At 72.6% G+C, this 18,295-nt stretch carries 12 protein-coding genes; 8 read left to right on the top strand and 4 right to left on the bottom strand.

Translation table 11 applies throughout. The annotated features are described in order from the left end of the window. Window positions 1–241 precede the first annotated feature (241 nt). From OG407_RS19455 to OG407_RS19425, 7 genes are all read left to right on the top strand, one after another. The gene (locus OG407_RS19455) at window positions 242–1,849 is read left to right on the top strand and encodes a dynamin family protein (protein ID WP_405859677.1); all 1,608 of its coding nucleotides are present in this window, start codon (window positions 242–244) and stop codon (window positions 1,847–1,849) included. Window positions 1,850–1,852: 3 nt separating this feature from the next. Further along, window positions 1,853–3,868: a GTPase gene (locus tag OG407_RS19450; RefSeq protein WP_405859675.1), complete on the top strand. Its 2,016-nt coding sequence runs from the start codon at window positions 1,853–1,855 to the stop codon at window positions 3,866–3,868. Between the two features lie 202 nt (window positions 3,869–4,070). Beyond that, the gene (locus OG407_RS19445) at window positions 4,071–4,604 is read left to right on the top strand and encodes a single-stranded DNA-binding protein (protein ID WP_405859673.1); all 534 of its coding nucleotides are present in this window, start codon (window positions 4,071–4,073) and stop codon (window positions 4,602–4,604) included. A 270-nt stretch (window positions 4,605–4,874) separates the two neighbouring features. Further along, window positions 4,875–6,287: a Cys-Gln thioester bond-forming surface protein gene (locus OG407_RS19440; RefSeq protein ID WP_405859671.1), complete on the top strand. Its 1,413-nt coding sequence runs from the start codon at window positions 4,875–4,877 to the stop codon at window positions 6,285–6,287. Window positions 6,288–6,880: 593 nt separating this feature from the next. Then, the gene (ettA, locus tag OG407_RS19435) at window positions 6,881–8,545 is read left to right on the top strand and encodes an energy-dependent translational throttle protein EttA (RefSeq protein ID WP_403588150.1); all 1,665 of its coding nucleotides are present in this window, start codon (window positions 6,881–6,883) and stop codon (window positions 8,543–8,545) included. A 5-nt stretch (window positions 8,546–8,550) separates the two neighbouring features. Next, window positions 8,551–8,964, top strand: coding sequence for a thioesterase family protein (locus OG407_RS19430; protein ID WP_328683279.1), 414 nt, complete (start codon window positions 8,551–8,553; stop codon window positions 8,962–8,964). Beyond that, window positions 8,961–9,629: a hypothetical protein gene (locus OG407_RS19425; protein ID WP_405859668.1), complete on the top strand. Its 669-nt coding sequence runs from the start codon at window positions 8,961–8,963 to the stop codon at window positions 9,627–9,629. The genes OG407_RS19430 and OG407_RS19425 overlap by 4 nt, the downstream gene beginning before the upstream one ends. A 6-nt stretch (window positions 9,630–9,635) precedes the next feature. Here the strand turns inward: OG407_RS19425 and OG407_RS19420 are convergent, their stop codons facing one another. From OG407_RS19420 to OG407_RS19405, 4 genes are all read right to left on the bottom strand, one after another. Next, the gene (locus OG407_RS19420; RefSeq protein WP_405859666.1) at window positions 9,636–10,592 is read right to left on the bottom strand and encodes an ABC transporter ATP-binding protein; all 957 of its coding nucleotides are present in this window, start codon (window positions 10,590–10,592) and stop codon (window positions 9,636–9,638) included. Between the two features lie 52 nt (window positions 10,593–10,644). After that, the gene (locus tag OG407_RS19415) at window positions 10,645–13,356 is read right to left on the bottom strand and encodes an FtsX-like permease family protein (protein WP_405859664.1); all 2,712 of its coding nucleotides are present in this window, start codon (window positions 13,354–13,356) and stop codon (window positions 10,645–10,647) included. Between the two features lie 82 nt (window positions 13,357–13,438). Then, the gene (locus OG407_RS19410; protein ID WP_405859662.1) at window positions 13,439–16,672 is read right to left on the bottom strand and encodes an FtsX-like permease family protein; all 3,234 of its coding nucleotides are present in this window, start codon (window positions 16,670–16,672) and stop codon (window positions 13,439–13,441) included. A 146-nt stretch (window positions 16,673–16,818) separates the two neighbouring features. After that, on the bottom strand, window positions 16,819–17,232 hold the full coding sequence (locus OG407_RS19405) for a globin (protein ID WP_033284567.1): 414 nt from the start codon (window positions 17,230–17,232) through the stop codon (window positions 16,819–16,821). Window positions 17,233–17,309: 77 nt separating this feature from the next. On the opposite strand from OG407_RS19405, the gene OG407_RS19400 reads away from it, so the two are divergent. Continuing rightward, entirely contained in the window at window positions 17,310–18,293 is a 984-nt protein-coding gene (locus OG407_RS19400; protein WP_405859660.1) for a methyltransferase domain-containing protein, read from the top strand. Window positions 18,294–18,295: the final 2 nt, after the last annotated feature.

The raw sequence follows: 18,295 nt of genomic DNA, 5'->3' as shown, positions 1-18,295 counted from the left end.
TCCTTGTCCCTGTTGCTTCACCTCCGTGGCTCGATGTGGAGGTTCAGTGAAGCGGTCCTGATAATCGCAGGCAGGTACGAATCGTGCATCGCTTTTGGTGCCCGGCGCCACGGGTGTTGTGCACTCGTTATGCCTGGACTGTGCCCATGCCCCAGTCATCCCTTCCGTCCGTTGTGTTCCGTCGGCGCGCAGACATGCTCATATGCTTCAGAATTCCCCCAAAATTGGGCATTCTTCACATGTGGTGACCTTGGACGTACGGCCTCAGCTGCTCGACGCACTCTCCGCCCTGCGCGACCGTGTCGCCGCCGCACGCTTCCCGCTGCCCCTGGCGGGGGCTCCACGCGCGCGTGCCAATCGCGATGAACTGCTCGCCCAGCTCGACGACTATCTGGTGCCCCGCCTGAAAGAACCCGAAGCACCCCTGCTGGCCGTGGTCGGCGGCTCCACCGGCGCGGGGAAGTCGACGCTCGTCAACTCCCTTGTCGGGCGCCGGGTCAGCGAGGCAGGCGTGCTGCGGCCGACGACCCGTACACCGGTGCTCGTCTGCCACCCGGAGGACCATCACTGGTTCAGCGGCATGCGGGTGCTGCCCGACCTCACGCGCGTGTGGGTGCCTCATCAGGACCCGGGGGACGAGTTGCTCCTCCCCGGTGAGGACGGTATGCGCGTGCTGCGGATCGAGACCGCCGACACCCTCCCGCGCGGAGTCGCCCTCCTGGACGCGCCCGACATCGACTCCCTGGTGGCCGACAACCGGGTGCTGGCCGCCGAGTTGATCTGCGCCGCCGACATCTGGGTCATGGTCACCACGGCCGCCCGCTACGCCGACGCCGTGCCCTGGCACCTGCTGCGCACCGCCAAGGAGCACAACGCGACCCTGGTCACCGTGCTGGACCGGGTGCCCCACCAGGTGGTGTCCGAGGTGTCGCGGCAGTACGGCGCCCTGCTCGCCAAGGCCGGCCTCGGCGACGTACCCCGCTTCACGGTGCCCGAACTGCCCGAGTCCGCCTGGGGCGGGGGGCTGCTTCCGGCCAGTGCCGTGGCGACCCTGCGGAGCTGGCTCGTGCAGCAGGCCCAGGACCCCGGCGCCCGGCACCAGGCGATGGCCCGCACGGCCTACGGCGTCCTCGACTCGCTCAAGTCGCGGATGCCCGAACTGGCCAGCGCCGCCGCCGCCCAGTACGCCGCCGCGCTCCGGCTCACGGCCGCCGTCGACGGGGCGTACGACAGCGAGCACGCGCGGGTGCGGGGGCGGTTGCAGGCCGGGGCCGTGCTCGCCGGGGACGCGCTGAAGCGCTGGCGCGCCTTCCCGCTCGACTGCTCCGCCGGTGAACTGCTCGACGCCCTCGCCGAGAGCCTCGCCGCACTGCTGCTGTGCGCCGTCACGGCCGCCGACGAGCGCGTCGACGACGCCTGGCGCCGCGAACCGGCCGCGGGCGCCCCAGAGCTCGCCGAGCGCGATCCGTCGCCGGAGAGCGCCGAGCACCGCATCGGGATGGCCGTACGGCGGTGGCGGCGCGAGCTGGAGGAGTACGCCGAGGAGGAGGTGAGCGACCTCGACCGGAGCATCGCGCCCGATCCCGAGGTGGTCGCCGCGCTGGTCGCCACCGCGCTGCTGGGCGGCCGTAGGGCGCGGTCCGCGGGCGAGGGGCTCGCCGAACGGATCGGCGCCCACGGCGCGTTGCGGCTGCGCGACCGGGCCGGGCGGCTGCTCAACGAACATCTGGACCGGGTCGTGCACACCGAGCGCGAACGACGGCTCGCCCCGCTCGACGCCCTTGAGGTGCACCCCGAACCCCAGGCCGAACTCATCGCCGCGCTGTCCGTACTGCAGAAGGAGAGGTGACCGGTGACTGCCGTCACTGACCAGGACCACACGGACGAGATGGACCACGTCACACACGCCGGGGACGCGGTCGCCGCCAAGGACGAGCACCCCGAGAACGCCTCCTCCGTAGAGGGCGATCCAGAGGCGGCCTCCGCGAACGGCCTCCCCGTAGAGGCTGCGGAGGAGGCGGGTACCCCGGAGGACGCCGACGACCACGCGCGCGTGCGGGCCGACGCCGACACCTCGGGCCGGACGGAATCCAAGGCGTCCGCGGATCCGGCGGACCCCGAGGAACCGACCGGTTCCTGGGACGACGGGCTGATCGCGCGGCGGGTCAACGAGACCACCGCGGCGCAGCAGGCCGCCGCCGTGGAGATCAGGGCCTCCCGCGCGCAGGCCGCGCACAGCGCGCACGCCGCACAAGCCGCGCACGTCCCGGCCCCGTTGGCGTACGACGGGCCGCTACGGTCCCGTCTCGACGCGCTGCGCGAACTCGTGGGGCTCTCCCGCACCCGGCTCGACAGCGGGACCCTCGCGGAGGCGGGGCGGGTGCTCGACGAGGCCGCCGCGCGGCGCAGGCTCTCCGGGCAGCACACCGTGGTCGCCATCGCCGGCGCCACCGGCAGCGGCAAGTCGCAGCTCTTCAATGCGCTCGCCGGAGTGGCCATTTCGGAGACGGGCGTACGACGGCCCACCACCGCCGCGCCCATCGCGTGCAGCTGGAGCGACGGCGCGGCCACCCTCATCGACCGGCTCGGCATCCCGGGACGGCTGCGCCGACGCCCCCTGCAGAGCGCCGAGATGGAGGCCCAGCTGCGCGGGCTCGTCCTGGTGGACCTGCCCGACCACGACTCGGCGGCCGTCGCGCACCGCGAACAGGTCGACCGGGTGCTCGCGCTCGTCGACGCGGTCATCTGGGTCGTCGACCCGGAGAAGTACGCCGACGCGATCCTCCATGAGCGCTATCTGCGGCCGATGGCGGGCCACGCGGAGGTCATGTTCGTCGTCCTCAACCAGATCGACCGGCTCCCCGGAGAGGCCGCCGACCAGGTCCTCGACGACCTGCGGCGGCTCCTGGACGAGGACGGCATCGCCCTGGGGGAGTACGGCGAACCCGGCGCGACCGTGCTCTCCCTGTCCGCGCTCACCGGGGACGGCATCCCCGAACTGCGCGAGGTTCTCGGCCAGTTCGTGGGGGACCGCGGGGCCGCGGCACGGCGGATCTCGGCCGATGTGGACGCCGCCGCGTGGCGACTGCGGCCCGTCTACGCCACGGGGCGGCGCACCGGGCTCAGCGAGGAGGCGCGGGACGAGTTCGCCGCGCGGCTCGCGGACTCGGTGGGCGCCACCGCCGCGGGCGAGGCCGCCGAACGCGCCTGGCTGCGCAACGCCAACCGCGCCTGCGGCACGCCCTGGCTGCGGCTGTGGCGCTGGTACAACGACCGGCGCGAACCCATCACCGGCCGACTGCCGGTCCGCGCCCAGGCGGACGAGGAGGCCACGGCACGCCAGCGCGTCGAACAGGCGGTCCGTACGGTCGCCGACCGGGCCTCCGGCGGGCTCCCGGCGCCGTGGGCGCAGGCGGTGCGCGAGGCGGCCGTACGCGGGTCGCAGGGGTTGCCCGAGGCCCTGGACGAACTGGCGGCGCGGGCCGGGCTGCCCGTGGGACGGCCGCCCCGGCCGGGCTGGTGGCCGGCGGCCGTCCTCGCGCAGGCGTCCATGACGATCCTCCAAGTCGTCGGCGGGATCTGGCTGGTGGGCCAGATCATCGGCTTCATGGCACCGAACCTGGGCGTGCCGGTGCTCCTGATGGTGGCCGGCATCATCGGCGGCCCGCTCGTCGAGTGGAGCTGCCGGCTGGCGGCCCGCGGCCCCGCCCGCCGCTACGGCCTCGACGCGGAACGCCGATTGCGGGAGGCGGCGGCGGGATGCGGACGGGCGCGGGTGCTCGATCCGCTGGCGGCGGAACTGCTGCGGTACCGGGAGGTGCGGGAGCAGTACGCGCGGGTCACGGGGGCGGGCATCGGGGCCGGGTGAACACCGGCGGCGCTGTGGGCGGGTGAGTCACGGTCCGGACGTCGTTCCCTCGTCCGGGTGACGAGGTTTTCCACAGGTGGGCGGTGGTCCACAGCGCTCAGCGGGCCCGGCTCGGCGGAGGCAGTCTGACTGCAGCCGTACGGGACGGGCCCGTACACGTTTCCGCTCGGCCCCGCGGGGCCGGGTCAGGGAGGGACGAGCGATGAACGACACCACGATCTGCGCGGTCGGGAATGTGGCGACCCAGCCGATGTACCGGGACCTGGCGGCGGGACCGTCGGCGCGGTTCCGGCTGGCGGTGACCGCGCGGTACTTCGACCGCGAGAAGAGCGTGTGGACGGATGGCCACACCAGCTTCTTCACGGTGTGGGCCAACCGCCAACTGGCCACGAACGTGGCGGCGTCGCTGTCGGTCGGCGACCCCGTCGTCGTCCAGGGCCGGCTCAAGGTGCGGACGGAGGCACGCGAGGGACAGTCGAACTGGGCCTCGGCGGACATCGACGCGATGGCGATCGGCCACGACCTGGCGCGCGGCACCTCGGCCTTCCGCCGGGCCAACAGGCAGGAGACGGCGGCCTCTCCGCCCCGGCCCGAGCCCAACTGGGAGACACCGACGGGGGATTCGCCCGACTCGACCACCGATTCCACCGATTCCACGGATTCCGTCGAGGACGCTGTTTCCGCCGACGGACAGCTTTCCGACCAACAGCTCGCGGAAAGCCTCGTGGTGACGTGATGTCAGTGAATGCCCCCGGCTGATCGAACTGCGGCTTATCGATGAATGCGCTCCGAAAGACCCGGTGGATTTGTCGATAAGCCCTGCTCGCGGGCGATCTTGGGGATAACGATTCCGAGTCGGATCGGTTATCGGACGACCCGACTGGAGAAGGCGGTGCGCCCGCGTCCCTAGGATGCCGGGCATGGCTCGGGCACAGTTCCCGGTGCTCTGATTCTGCTGGTGGGACCGCACGCCCACGTCGACGGGTCCTGCTCGAAGGGGAATTCCGTGTCACCTGCGTTGTCTGTGTTCTCCGCGCTGTCCCTGCGCGGCCGAGGCGCTGCGCGCTTCGTCGCCGCGACCTGGGCGTGCGGACTCGTCGCCGCCGGAGTGCTGGCCGGTGCCGGCCCGGCCGTCGCCGACGAGACACCGCAGACCCAGGGCGGGGCGACGGCGACGATAGGCGGGCTCAAGACGTACGGCGCCGCCGTGATCCACGGGGACAGCGGCGACCAGCAGGTCTCCGCGGGCCTGTTCGAGATGTCCGTGGACGGCGGCGGCACCCTGCAGACGTACTGCGTCGACCTCCGCAACCCCACCCAGCGGGACGCCAAGTACCACGAGACCGCGTGGAGCGGCACCTCGCTGGGCGCCAACAAGAGCGCAGGCAGGATCAGTTGGATCCTGCAGCACTCCTACCCGCAGGTGAACGACCTCGCGGCGCTCTCCGCGAAGGCCGGCACCAAGGGCCTGACCGAGAGCGACGCGGCGGCCGGCACCCAGGTGGCCATCTGGCGCTACTCGGACGGCGCCGACGTCGACGCGGTCGACCCGCAGGCGGAGAAGCTCGCGGACTACCTGGAGAAGAGCGCGCGGAACGTGGCGGAGCCGAAGGCCTCGCTGACCCTCGACCCGCCCGCCGTGTCCGGGCACCCCGGTGAGCGGCTCGGCCCGGTGACCGTGCACACCAACGCGACCGGGGTGACGGTGACACCGCCCGCGGATGCCGCCACCACCAAGGTCCGGATCGTCGACAAGGACGGCAAGGCCGTCACGTCGGCGGTGGACGGCAGTCAGGTGTTCTTCGACGTGCCCGAGGACGCCGGGGCCGGGTCGGCCGACCTGACCGTGCAGGCCTCCACCACCGTGCCCGTCGGCCGGGCCTTCACCTCCGAGAGCAGGAGCCAGACGCAGATCCTCGCCGGTTCCAGCGAGTCGACGGTCGCCGCCGCCGCGAGCGCGAACTGGGCGGAGACCGGTGCCATACCGGCACTGTCGGCGCAGAAGAACTGTGCCGAGGGCGCCCTGGACATCACCGCGACCAACCAGGGCGACCAGACGTTCACCTTCGAGCTGATGGGTATCGAGCACGGCATCGACGCCGGGAAGTCCGCGACGGTGAAGGTCCCGCTCCAGGAGGACCAGGCGTACGACTTCACGATCACGGCGCCGAACGGCTACGAGAAGAGATTCACCGGGGTCCTCGACTGCCGCACGCAGAGCGACGCGGGCGGTGCCGTGACGCAGACGCTCAGCGAACCGAGCCCCGCGACGGTGGGCGGCACCACCGTCGACACGAACCTCGCGGAGACGGGCGGCTCCGGCATCACCCCGATGATCACGGTCCTCGCCCTCGGCCTGGTCGGCATCGGCGCGACGACCCTGGTCCTGCTGCGGGACCGGAAGCCCGGACAGGGCTGACAGCCCGGGCCCGCCGTGACTCCCGGAGTGCGTGCACAGCCCGGCATGAGCTGTCGCCCAGTGTCCTCGGGGTGGCGGGCGTCGGGAGCCTGACCCTCGGCGCCGTGGCGGGCTGGAGGGACCTCCTGCTGGTCGTGCGGGGGCGGGTGGTCCCCGGCCGGGGAGGGTGAGCGGAGTGCTGTTCGTGCTCGCGCCCGCCGCGTGGCGGGCCTTCGTCCGGGCGGCTCGCGGGGACGCGTGCCAGGCGGGTACGGCCGACGACCCGTTCCGCCGATCGTCCCGTTCCGCGGATCGTCGTGGAGGTGGCCGGCATCGCGTGGGGAGCGCTGGTCGACCCGATCCCGGACCCGCGGAACCACGTACTGCACCCCACGGGCCCCGGGGGCGGAATGACCGACATCGACCGAGGACGGTGCGCCCGGGCGGGCTCATCGGCGTACCGACGACCCGCGGCGACAGCTCATCCACCGGGCGTCACTCCCGAACCCCCAGCTCACAGCCCCCCGACCAAACGGGTTACCACCCAAGCCGGGACCTCAGGCAAGATGGATACGTCTGCCCACTCCAGATTTCAAGCTGCCGGACGGTTTCTCTTGGCTGAGTACATCTACACCATGCGCAAGACGCGCAAGGCGCACGGCGACAAGGTCATCCTTGACGACGTGACGCTGAGCTTCCTGCCCGGCGCGAAGATCGGTGTGGTCGGGCCGAACGGTGCCGGTAAGTCCACCGTTCTCAAGATCATGGCGGGCCTTGAGCAGCCCTCGAACGGCGACGCGTTCCTGTCGCCCGGTTTCAGCGTCGGCATCCTCATGCAGGAGCCGGAGCTGGACGAGACCAAGACGGTCCTGGAGAACGTCCAGGACGGCGCCGCCGAGATCATGGGCAAGCTCAACCGCTTCAACGAGGTCGCCGAGCTGATGGCGACCGACTACTCGGACGCGCTCCTTGACGAGATGGGCAAGCTCCAGGAAGACCTGGACCACGCCAACGCCTGGGACCTCGACGGGCAGCTGGAGCAGGCCATGGACGCGCTGGGCTGCCCGCCCGGCGACTGGCCGGTCGTCAACCTCTCCGGTGGTGAGAAGCGCCGCGTCGCGCTCTGCAAGCTGCTGATCGAGGCCCCGGACCTGCTCCTCCTCGACGAGCCCACCAACCACCTCGACGCCGAGTCGGTGAACTGGCTGGAGCAGCACCTCACGAAGTACGCGGGCGCCGTCGTCGCCGTAACGCACGACCGGTACTTCCTGAACAACGTCGCCGAGTGGATCCTCGAACTGGACCGCGGCCGTGCGATTCCCTACGAGGGCAACTACTCCACGTACCTCGAAAAGAAGTCCACCCGCCTCAAGGTCGAGGGCCGCAAGGACGAGAAGCGCCAGAAGCGGCTCAAGGAGGAGTTGGAGTGGGTTCGCTCCAACGCCAAGGGCCGTCAGACCAAGTCCAAGGCGCGTCTCGCCCGTTACGAGGAGATGGCAGCCGAGGCCGACAAGATGCGGAAGCTGGACTTCGAGGAGATCCAGATCCCGCCGGGCCCGCGGCTGGGCTCGATCGTCGTCGAGGTCCAGAGCCTTTCCAAGGCGTTCGGCGACAAGGTTCTCATCGACGACCTGAGCTTCACGCTGCCGCGTAACGGCATCGTCGGGGTCATCGGCCCCAACGGCGCGGGCAAGACCACGCTGTTCAAGATGATCCAGGGCCTTGAGACCCCGGACTCCGGCTCCATCAAGGTCGGCGACACCGTCAAGATCAGTTACGTCGACCAGAGCCGCGCCAACATCGACCCCAAGAAGTCGCTGTGGGCCGTCGTCTCCGACGAGCTCGACTACATCAACGTCGGCCAGGTCGAGATGCCGTCGCGGGCCTATGTGTCCGCCTTCGGCTTCAAGGGCCCGGACCAGCAGAAGCCGGCGGGTGTCCTCTCCGGTGGTGAGCGCAACCGCCTGAACCTGGCGCTGACCCTCAAGGAGGGCGGCAACCTGCTGCTCCTCGACGAGCCCACCAACGACCTCGACGTGGAGACCCTGTCGTCGCTGGAGAACGCGCTGCTGGAGTTCCCCGGCGCGGCCGTGGTCATCTCCCACGACCGCTGGTTCCTGGACCGGGTCGCGACGCACATCCTCGCGTACGAGGGCGAGTCGAAGTGGTACTGGTTCGAGGGCAACTTCGAGTCGTACGAGAAGAACAAGGTCGAGCGACTCGGTGCGGACGCGGCGCGTCCGCACCGCGCCACCTACAAGAAGCTGACCCGGGGCTGATCTTCTTGCGCCACATCTACCGTTGCCCGCTGCGCTGGGCGGACATGGACGCGTACGGCCACGTGAACAACGTGGTCTTCCTCCGCTACCTGGAGGAAGCCCGTATCGACTTCCTGTTCCGCCCGGACAAGGACTTCCAGCAGGGGTCGGTGGTGTCGCGCCACGAGATCGACTACAAACGCCAGCTCGTCCACCGGCACGCGCCCGTGGACATCGAGCTGTGGATCACGGAGATCAGGGCGGCGTCCTTCACCATCACCTACGAGGTGAAGGACGGCGACCTGGTCTACGTCCGGGCCGCCACGGTCGTCGTCCCGTTCGACTTCGAGGCACAGCGCCCGCGCCGGATCACCGCCGAGGAACGCGAGTTCCTGGAGGAATACCGGGACGACGCCGAGGACGAGGCCGTCGCCGCATGACGGTCCTCCACCTCGCCGACGAAGGGGAGGCGGCGGATCTCGCGGCCTTCCTCTCCCGGCTGCTCCACTACGACCGCGCCGCCGCCGTCCGCCTTCAGGCGTCCGGCACGGCGCTCGCCGTCTTCGGCCGGCCGCCGTCCTTCGAGGTCCTCGCCATCCGCGCGGTGCGCCTCGCCAAGCCCTACGAGAACGGCCTCGACGTCACCCTCGACGTGACCGTCTCCGCCGGTGAACTCCTTGAATCCCTCGACGAGTTGGCGGCGACGGCCGGGGTACCGGCCGCGGTGACCGGCCCGCCGTGGGCCGGGGTGCTGCCGCCCCGCGGCGGCTGGACCCCGGAGTCCGGGCTGCCGGGTCCGCAGGCGCTGCGCGGGATGATCGCGGCCGGAGTCGCCGAATTCCGCTCCCGCACCCAGGAGTTGACCGCCGAGACCCGCACGCGCACCGAACTCGACCGCATAGGACGGGAGATCTGGTCCCGCACGGTCGGCGAGACCTCGCTCCCGGTGCGCGCCGTGCACGCGGCCCAGTCCCTCGGGTTCCTCCGCCCCGGCGGCGAGTCGGGCCTCTTCTCGTCCGGCGCGTGGCTGCGGCTCCGCACCCCGTACGGCTCGATCGCCGTCCGCAGGGCGGGACTTGGGGCGCTCGGCGTCAGCGTGCGCTGAGCGCGGTCACCGCTGCTCGCTGTCGTCGGGCCACACGCCGATGTGGTCCGCCTCCAGCTCCAGAGCCACCCGGTCCCGCATATCCAGCGACTCCGTGTATTCGGCGGGGAGTTGGAGCCGCCCCGCCCGGTCCAGCATCGCGTACTCCCGCGCCACGACCGTCTCGTGGCCCGTCGTCGCGTCGACCTCGCTGCGCCGCAGGACCTCCGTGGAGGTGCGGCCGTCGCGGATGGCGACCGTACGGCGGACCTCGGTGGCCACCGCCTGGTCGTGGGTGACGATCACGATGGTGGTGCCCAACCGCTCGTTCGCCGTGCGGAACGCGGCGAAGACCTGTTCGGCGGTGTGGGAGTCGAGTTCGCCGGTGGGCTCGTCGGCGAGCAGCACGGCCGGGGCGTTGGCGAGGGCCACCCCGATCGCCACCCGCTGTTGCTGACCGCCCGACATCTCCCGCGGACGCCGGTCGCGGCAGTCGGCTACCTCCAGCAACTCCAGCAGTTCCAGGGCCCGTTCGGCCTTCGCCCGGCGCCCGGAGCGGAGGCCGGACAACTGCATGGGCAGGGCGATGTTCTGAGCCGCCGTCAGATAGGGGAGCAGATTGCGGGAGGTCTGCTGCCAGACGAACCCGACGACCTCACGACGGTAGGCGAGCCGGTCCTTGGCGGTCATCGTGAGCAGATCCCGGCCGGCGACCCGGGCCGCACCGGCGGTGGGCGTGTCCAGCCCGGCCAGGATGTTCATGAGCGTCGACTTGCCGCTGCCCGAGGCCCCCACCAGAGCCATCAACTCGCCCTCCCTGACCAGGAGATCGAGCCCCTGCAGCGCCTGCACCTCGACCCCGTCCGCGGTGAAGACACGGACCAGCCGGTCGCAGGTGATCAGCGCGTCATGGCCGTAGGCGGGCCGGTTGCGGCTCTCGGCCGCGCGGGTGGCCAGGTCGGCGAGGGTGGGGTTCGTGGTCATCGGTGATCTCCTCGGTCCCAACTGCCTTCGGCGTACACCGTGTCGCTACGACTCACCGCGCGTCTCCCGCCCTCAACTCCCGTACGGATCCCCGCCGTCCGGACCACCACGCCTGCACCCCCGCGACCCCTACCGCCACCAGCAGCACCCCGATCGCCGGGACGGCCAGTGACACCGGATCGATCCTCAGCCTGGCCTCCCCGACCGGGTTCTGAGTCGACGCGAGAGCCACCGACGTCAGGTCCATGCCGGGGGCGAGCAGACGGACCGTCGCCCAGCCGGTGAGCGCGCCGCCCACCGCCGCCAACAGGGCCTGGGGCAGCGACTCCAGGACCAGCAGACGGCGGCCCTGTGCGCGCGTGAGGCCCATCGTGCGGAGGCGGCCCAGGAGCGCGGCGCGTTCCGGCGCGGCGCGCAGCAGGGAGAGCAGCAGGGCCAGTACGGCGTAACCGGCGCCCGCCGCCACCGCCGCCGTGTAGATGCGCTCGGCGCCGGACTGGAGGGGCGAGTCGACGTACCGGGCGCGTTCCTCGGCCCGTACCGTCACCCCGGCCGAGGCCCCGGCCGCCTTGCGCAGCGCGGCCCCGCTCACCCGGTCGCCGGTCACCAGCAGCGAGGTTGGGCGGGCCGCCGTACCGGACAACCCGGTGCGGTCCACGACCAGGAAGTCGGCGCCGGACACGGCCGGGGTCACGTCCCGGACGAGCACGATCCGCACGGTGACCGCGCTGGTGTCCGGCAGCCGTACGAGGAAGGGGCGGGTGCCGTACGCCCTCGCCACGGAGGGGGAGGCGAGGGCCGGGAGGACGGCGCCCGAGCCCGCGGGGCGCTTCAACTGTCCCTCGGGGAAAGCTCCCAGGCCCGTGTGACCCGCCAACTCCGCGTAGGCATCGGGGTCCACGCCCACCAGCGGGACCGACTCCAGGCCGTCCAGCGGTTTCGCCTCGTCGGTGATGCTCACCTCGGCGAGACCGTGCACCCCCGGCAATCGGCGTACCTCGCGGGGGAGTTGGCTCGGCAGGGGAGCGGTCGCGTCGACGCGGGCGTCCGCGCCGACGGCGAGGAGTGCCGCGTGGTCGCGGGCATCGCTCACGCCCGCGAGGACCGAACCGCCGAACGCGGCCGTGGTGAGCGCGGTGAGGAGGGCCAGCAGGGGCAGGACCGCGGAGACGGAGGTACGGCCCGCCCGGGCCAGCGACAGATGGCCCACCGCGCCCCGCAGCCGGCTCGCCGGACGGGCCAGTCGGCGCAGCAGGAACGGATACACGCGTACCAGCACCAGCGCCGCGATCACACCCACCAACACCGGTGCCAGCGACACCAGTTGGTCCCCCGCCGAGCCGGACGTGCCGCGCCTGCGCAGGGCCTCCACCGCGCCGGACGCCACTACCAGCAGGGTGAGTTCGGCGACCGTGCGGCGCCGGGACGGACGTACGGTCGTCACGTCCTCGCGGGGACCGTGGACGCGGACGGCCCGGTGGGTGAGCGCGGCGCGTACGGGGAGGGCGGCGGACGCGGTGAGGACGACCGCGAGGGCTGCCCCGACGGCGTAGCGGCGGCGGCCCTCCGGGACGGCCAGCAGCGCGGTCGTCAGGCCAAGTGCCCCTGCCGGTACGGCGATCACGGCCGTCTCGGCGAGCAGGCGGGCGGTGAGGCCGCGCAGGGAGGCGCCGCGGGCGCGGAGCAGGGCGAGTTCGGTACGGCGGCGGTCCGCGGTGAGACCGCCCGCCATGAGCAGCACGACGACGGCGACCGTGCCGGTGCCGAAGGCCGCGACGGCGGTCAACGGGCGGATGCCGGAACGGAGTTGGCCGAAGGTGGCGAACACGTCGTCGAGACCGGTGCTCACGTCGGTGTCGGGAGTGGTGCGGGTACGGGCCAGTTGGAGGCCGGGGCCCGATTCGAGCGCCGCGACCGCCGTCTTCAGGGCGTCCAGGTCGTGGGCGTGCAGGGCTCTCAGGTCGGGCGCCAACTGCCAGTACGGGCCCGGCTTCGCGGAGGTGCCGAGCAGGGCGGGCGCCGCGTCCTCGGCCAGCAACAGGGCGCCCAGCCAGTACTTCGGCCGGTCCGGCGTCGGCAGGGCCACCAGGGTCGGGGTGCGCAGCAGCGGCTGGGTCGACCAGTAGGCGCCGGCGGGGTCGCGCGGGGTGAGGATGCCGGTGACGCGGACGGCGAGCGGGGCGCGTCCCTCGCCCGGCACGTGTATCACCGAACCCACCTTGATGTGCAGGCTGTTGGCGGTCGCCGCGGTGACGGCGGCCTCTATCTCCGCAGACTGCGTGGTGACTTGGCCGGAGGTGCGCGGCAACCGGCCCTCCCGGACGGTCGCGTGTCCGGCGAGATCGCTCTGGGTGGCCGGGTAGACGTGCGCGGGCAGACCGTTCGGCCGCGGGATCCAGGTGTCCGGCACGGCGGGGTCGTCGGCGGGACGCACGCCGTACGCGGACTGGGCCGGGTCGATCACCAGGGGTCGGCCGACGGTGGGGCGCACGGCGTCGTACTGCCTCCGGAGCGCGGCGGAACGCAGAGCCGCCTCGCGCCGATCCTGCGGAAGCGTGAAGTCGGGCTGCGCGCCGGTCAGTTGGACGGAGGTCCGGTCGGGTCCCGCCTCCCGCGCGGTGTGCCGCAGCCCGGCGTCCTCGTACCGGTCCAGCGCCCGCGGGAACACGGCGGCCAGACACGCGGTCACCACGACGAGCAACGCCAGCGCCCAGGCGGCACCGGGGGCGGAACGCAGCCGGGTACGGACCCAGGGGGCGGTCACGGCGACGCCGGGGCCCTCAGCACCTCTGGAGCCCTCAACGCCCCCGGAATCCCCCGCACTTGCGGATCTCACGTCCCCCATCTCACTCACCCCCCTGCTCCCGGAGTGAAGTCGCCGGGTCGGCCCGGCGCAGCGCCAGTGTCACCGTCACGATCAGCGGGGTCGCCGCCACCGCCACCAGCAGCAACGCCACGTGGGGGACGGGCAGTTCGACCAGGACGCTCGGTACCGGACGGGTCGCGCGGGCCGTCAGGACGATCAGGGGGATCACCGCGCGGGTGAGTACGGTGCCCAGGGCCGTGCCCACCACGAGGGCCAGCGCGACCAGGACGCCCTGTTCGGCGGCGATCATGCGGGCCAGCTGGCGGCGCGGGGCGCCCAGCGCGCGCAGCACGGCGAACTCCGCGCCGCGCTCCCGCAGCGACCCCGCCGTGCTCACCGCGAACCCCACCGCCGCGAGGGCCGCCGCCACCAGCGCCGCCGCGGCGAACGCGGCCTCGGGTCCCGCGCCGAACGGGTCGTCGCGCAGTTCCTGGGCGATCTCCTCCCGCACCACGACCTCCGTGGGATCGACATCGGGCAGCGCACGCACCGCCGCGGCCACCGTCGCCGCGTCACCCGGCGCCGTCCGCAGCCACCACTCGGTGGGCGTGACGCTCGCGCCGTAGCGCGCCTCCAACACCCGGTTCACGGACCGGAGATCGACCAGCAGCGCACCCCCGTCCTGCGCGGCAGAATCGCCGGAGTCACCCGTCGTCGGCAGCCCCCGCACCGCCGCCACGATCCGCACCGGCAGGTTCTCCCCGCCGAGCGTCACCTGCACCCGCTGCCCGGTGCGCGCGCCCGCCGAGGCCAGGAAGCGGTCGGTGGCGACGGCCGTGATCCCGGGCGCCGGAGGCTGCACGACCCGCAGCTGCACCGTGACGGAGGCGATCGTCCAGAAGTCCTTGTCCGGGATGTATCCCGTGTCGTAGTCGACGGTCAGCGGTTTCGCCGAACTCACCTCGGGAGCACGCGGGTTGGCCGTGCCGTAGGACGCGCTGACGGAGGACTTCCCCGTCCAGGCGGTGGGCAGCGTCAGCCGCCGTACCTTTCCCTCCGCGTCCGTGGCGCTCAACTCGCTGACTGTGAGCCGGTGTTGTGCGTCTCGGTCTCCGGGCTGGGGCAGGTCCAGTTGCAGGCCGGTGAAGGTAAGCGGGCCGAGTGCCGGGGGCAGGTCGAGTGTCAGGTCGTACGGCCGTCCGTCCGTGGGGAGTTGGCCGAGCGGCTCCTGGTACGGCGTGCCGTAGCGGTCCTCGACCGTGGCCGTGACGTCGACCGTCGTCCGTGGGCCCGTGCTGCGGATGCCCGCCCGCATCGTCAACCGGGCGGTTCCCGCCGGGATTTGGGTCCCGGCCGTGCTTCCCTTCGGTGCGAGGCCGGCCAGCAGCTGTCCGGCGGAGTGCCCCGATGTCAGGTCCTGGCGGATCAGTACGGCGTCCGACGCGCGGGCCGTGTCCAGCGCGAGCACGGTCGCCGTGCGGTCGCCCGAGAGGGACAGGGAGGTGCGGACGGCGGGGGCCGCCTCCCGTACGCGGGGAAGGTCCGCGTAGGTCTCCGTGCGGCCCAGCCCGCCGTCACCGGCGGCCAGTACGCGGACCGGCACCCCGGCCTGGAAGTCGGCCTGGTCGCTCTGCGAGCGGTTCCACGAGGCGCTCTGCCCGATGGCCAACATGCCCAGCGCCAGGGCGAGCACCAGCAGCAGCACCGGCCCGGCACCGCGCATCGGACGGCGGCTGAACTGCCAGCCCGCCAGCGCCACCGGCAGCCCCCGCCCGGCGGCGGCCCGGCGCTCGGCCAGCCGTGCCACCGGCGGCAGCAGCCGTAGCGTCAGGACCGTGCCCGCGAGGAGGGCGAGGGCGGGGGCCGCGACGAGCAGCGGATCGATGCCCAGCGTCCCGGAGTTGTCGGCGCTGACGGCGCCCGAGGTCTGCCGGTTCAGCTGCCAGTAGGCGACGCCGGCCACGACCAGCAGCCCGATGTCCGCACCCGCGCGGATCGGAGCGGGTACCGCGCGGGCCCGGCCGCCCTCGAAGGTGGACGTGAGCGCGGGGAGCGTCACCGCCAGCGCGCAGCCGAGGGCGACGGCCGCCGCGACCAGCCACACCCCCGCCCGGCCGCCCGCCGGGGTGTCCAGGTGCAGGCCGATCCGCGCCAACGCGCCGTGTCCGGCGAGGAGTTCGGTGAGCGGCCCCGCCAGCAAGGGGGCAACTGCCGTCGCCGGTACGGCGAGCAGCAGCGCCTCCACCGCCGACAGACCGGCGATCCGCGCCCGGGAACCACCACGCGCCCGCAACAACCGGCTCTCGCCCGCCCGTTCGGCGCTCAGCAGCCGGGCCACGAGCAGCAGGGCGTACCCCGCGAGCAGCGCGAGCTGGAGCGCGACGATCAGCAGGGTGGAGCGGGAGACGAGCAACGAGCGGTCGATCCGGTCGAGTACGTCCGGCAGCGAGGTCGTCGCGGTGGTAACTCCCTTCACCGCACCGGACTTTCGCAGCGAGGCGCTGCCCGCCCCCGCGCTCTCGCGCAGGGTGCCGATCCGCCCGGTCGTCAGCGTGGAGAAGTCGGCCGACGCGAGCCACGCGGACTGCCCCGCGCTCAATCCGGCGAGGCTCGCGGGATCGGTGAGCAGCGGGCCGTAGGTCGTGAAACCGGCCGTGCTGAGGCCGCGACCGCGCAGGTCGTCGAGGAGCCAGTAGGCGGCGCTCGCGACGGCCGGCCGGTAGACGCCGGTGACGAGGATGTGCGCCTTGGGCCCGCTGAGCCGGTTGTCGAGGGTGAGCCGTGAGCCGGCCCGCACCCCGAGCCCCTCGGCGGCGGTGCGGGGCAGCGCGACCTCGACGTCCCCCGAGGCCGTCGCGCGCGGGAAACGGCCCGACACCAGCCGCACCTGCGACCGGTCCAGGGCCCCGAAGTAGGTGAGATCCGGATCGCCGGACCGCTCGGCCCGCGGCTGGAGCGAACGCGGCAGGGCGTACGGCCCCGAGCGCACCAACGTCCGTACGGTCACGGGCAGTTCGTCGAAGGTCCGCCCCGCCGCCTTCCGTACGGCGGTGTCGGCGGCCGGGCGCTCGGCGGGCGGCACGTCGGCCTTGACGAGCAGGGCGGTGTCGGGGGCGTTGCGGGCGTCGTTCAGGGAGTGCTGGAGCGCCGCGTCGCCGATCGCGCCGGAGTAGGCGGTGAGAGTCGCCAGGACGGCCGTGGTCAGCAGCACGGTGAGCAGGGCAGCGGCGAGCAGCAGGCGGTGTGCCCGCGCGCGTACCAGGACGAACCCCACCCGGCCCCCCGCCGTCGTCCGGATCTTCCCCGGCGATGCTGCCAGAGGGGACCGGCGGAGAGTAACCGTTTGCGACCACTGCTTGACCGGATCGTGACCGGAATCCAACGCCGTACGACCGGAATCCGACGTTCAGTGAACGGCGGTCAGCCCGCCGTGTTCACCATCGAAGCCGCCGCGTACGTCAGGTAGTTCCACAGCGTGTGCTCGTGCTCCTCGGACAGACCGAGTTCGTCGACGGCGACCCGCATGTGCTTCAGCCAGGCGTCGTGCGCGGCCTGGTCGACCTGGAACGGGGCGTGCCGCATGCGCAGACGCGGGTGGCCGCGGTTGTCGCTGTACGTCGTCGGGCCGCCCCAGTACTGCATCAGGAAGAGGGCGAAGCGCTCCTCGGCCGGACCCAGGTCCTCCTCCGGGTACATCGCCCTCAGCAGCGGGTCCTCGGCGACGCCCTCGTAGAAACGGTGGACGAGCCGACGGAAGGTCTTCTCCCCGCCGACCTGCTCGTAGAAGGTCTGCTCCTGAAGCGTGCCGCGCCGAATCTCGTTCACACCCCCCATGGTCTCAGACGGGGCGGCGGAGGACTTCGGACTTAGGACCGCTCGCCTCCCGGCCGCTGTGGCAGGACAGTGGACGTATGAGCGCGCACGCCCTCGACGCGGACCACGAGGACGGCCGGCACCTGGACGCCGTCGCCGTCTCCGCGCGGGCGGAACTGGTGCGGGCGATCGGCCTGAGCGGCGCCTGGGACGCGGACCCCGGCTGGCGGGCGGTGTTCTCGGCCGTACCGCGGCACCTGTTCGTGCCGTACTACTACGTGGCTGTCGCCGACGGGAACGAGCGGCTGTGGCGGGGCAGCCCCGACCCGCGCACCCGGGAGCGCTGGCTGCGCGGGGCCTACGCCGACGTACCGCTCGCCACGCGGCTACGGGACGGGGAGTTGGTGTCGTCCAGCAGCCAGCCGTCCCTGATGGCGCGGATGCTGGCCGAGCTGCGGGTGTCCGACGGCGACCGGGTGCTGGAGATCGGCGCGGGGACGGGCTACAACGCGGCGTTGCTCGCGGAGCGGCTCGGCGACGACCTGGTGACGACCGTAGACCTGGACCCGGAGATCACCGACTCCGCCCGCACCCACCTCGCCGACGCCGGCCACCGCCCGACCGTCGTCACCGGCGACGGCACCCGAGGAGTCCCCGAACGCGGCCCCTACGACCGCATCATCGCCACCTGCGCCCTGACATCGGTCCCGCGAGCCTGGCCGGCCCAGTGCACCCCCGGCGCCCGCATCCTGGCCCCCCTGGCCACCGGCCTGATCGCCCTCACCGTCCACGACGCGACCCACGCCGAGGGCACCTTCCTGCACACGGCCGCGTACTTCGTCCCCCTACGCGGCACCGAACCCGCCGTACAGGGCGAGATCCAGCACCGCCCCGGCGACCACGAACTACTCCGCTTCCTGCTGACCCTCACCCATGGCACGCTTGCTCCGCAGGACGCCCGTGAGCTGTGGGAACGCGAAGGGAGACCCGGGCGGGAGCGCTACGGCATCACGGTCGGCGGTGAAGGTGCGCGGGCGTGGCTGGATGCCCCGGAGGGGCCGTACACCTGGCCTCTCCGGTAACT

It is taken from the genome of Streptomyces sp. NBC_01515, from assembly GCF_045040345.1.
Lineage (GTDB): Bacteria > Actinomycetota > Actinomycetes > Streptomycetales > Streptomycetaceae > Streptomyces.
The sequence above is the reverse complement of the archived record's forward strand: the minus strand, read 5'-3'. Positions and strand labels throughout refer to the sequence as shown.

Bases quoted from the DNA above. Each gene is read 5' to 3' on its own strand.
- OG407_RS19445 (WP_405859673.1), top strand. From the start codon at position 4,071: ATGAACGACACCACGATCTGCGCGGTCGGGAATGTGGCGACCCAGCCG.
- OG407_RS19425 (WP_405859668.1), top strand. From the start codon at position 8,961: ATGACGGTCCTCCACCTCGCCGACGAAGGGGAGGCGGCGGATCTCGCG.
- OG407_RS19420 (WP_405859666.1), bottom strand. From the start codon at position 10,592: ATGACCACGAACCCCACCCTCGCCGACCTGGCCACCCGCGCGGCCGAG.
- OG407_RS19405 (WP_033284567.1), bottom strand. From the start codon at position 17,232: ATGGGGGGTGTGAACGAGATTCGGCGCGGCACGCTTCAGGAGCAGACC.
- OG407_RS19400 (WP_405859660.1), top strand. From the start codon at position 17,310: ATGAGCGCGCACGCCCTCGACGCGGACCACGAGGACGGCCGGCACCTG.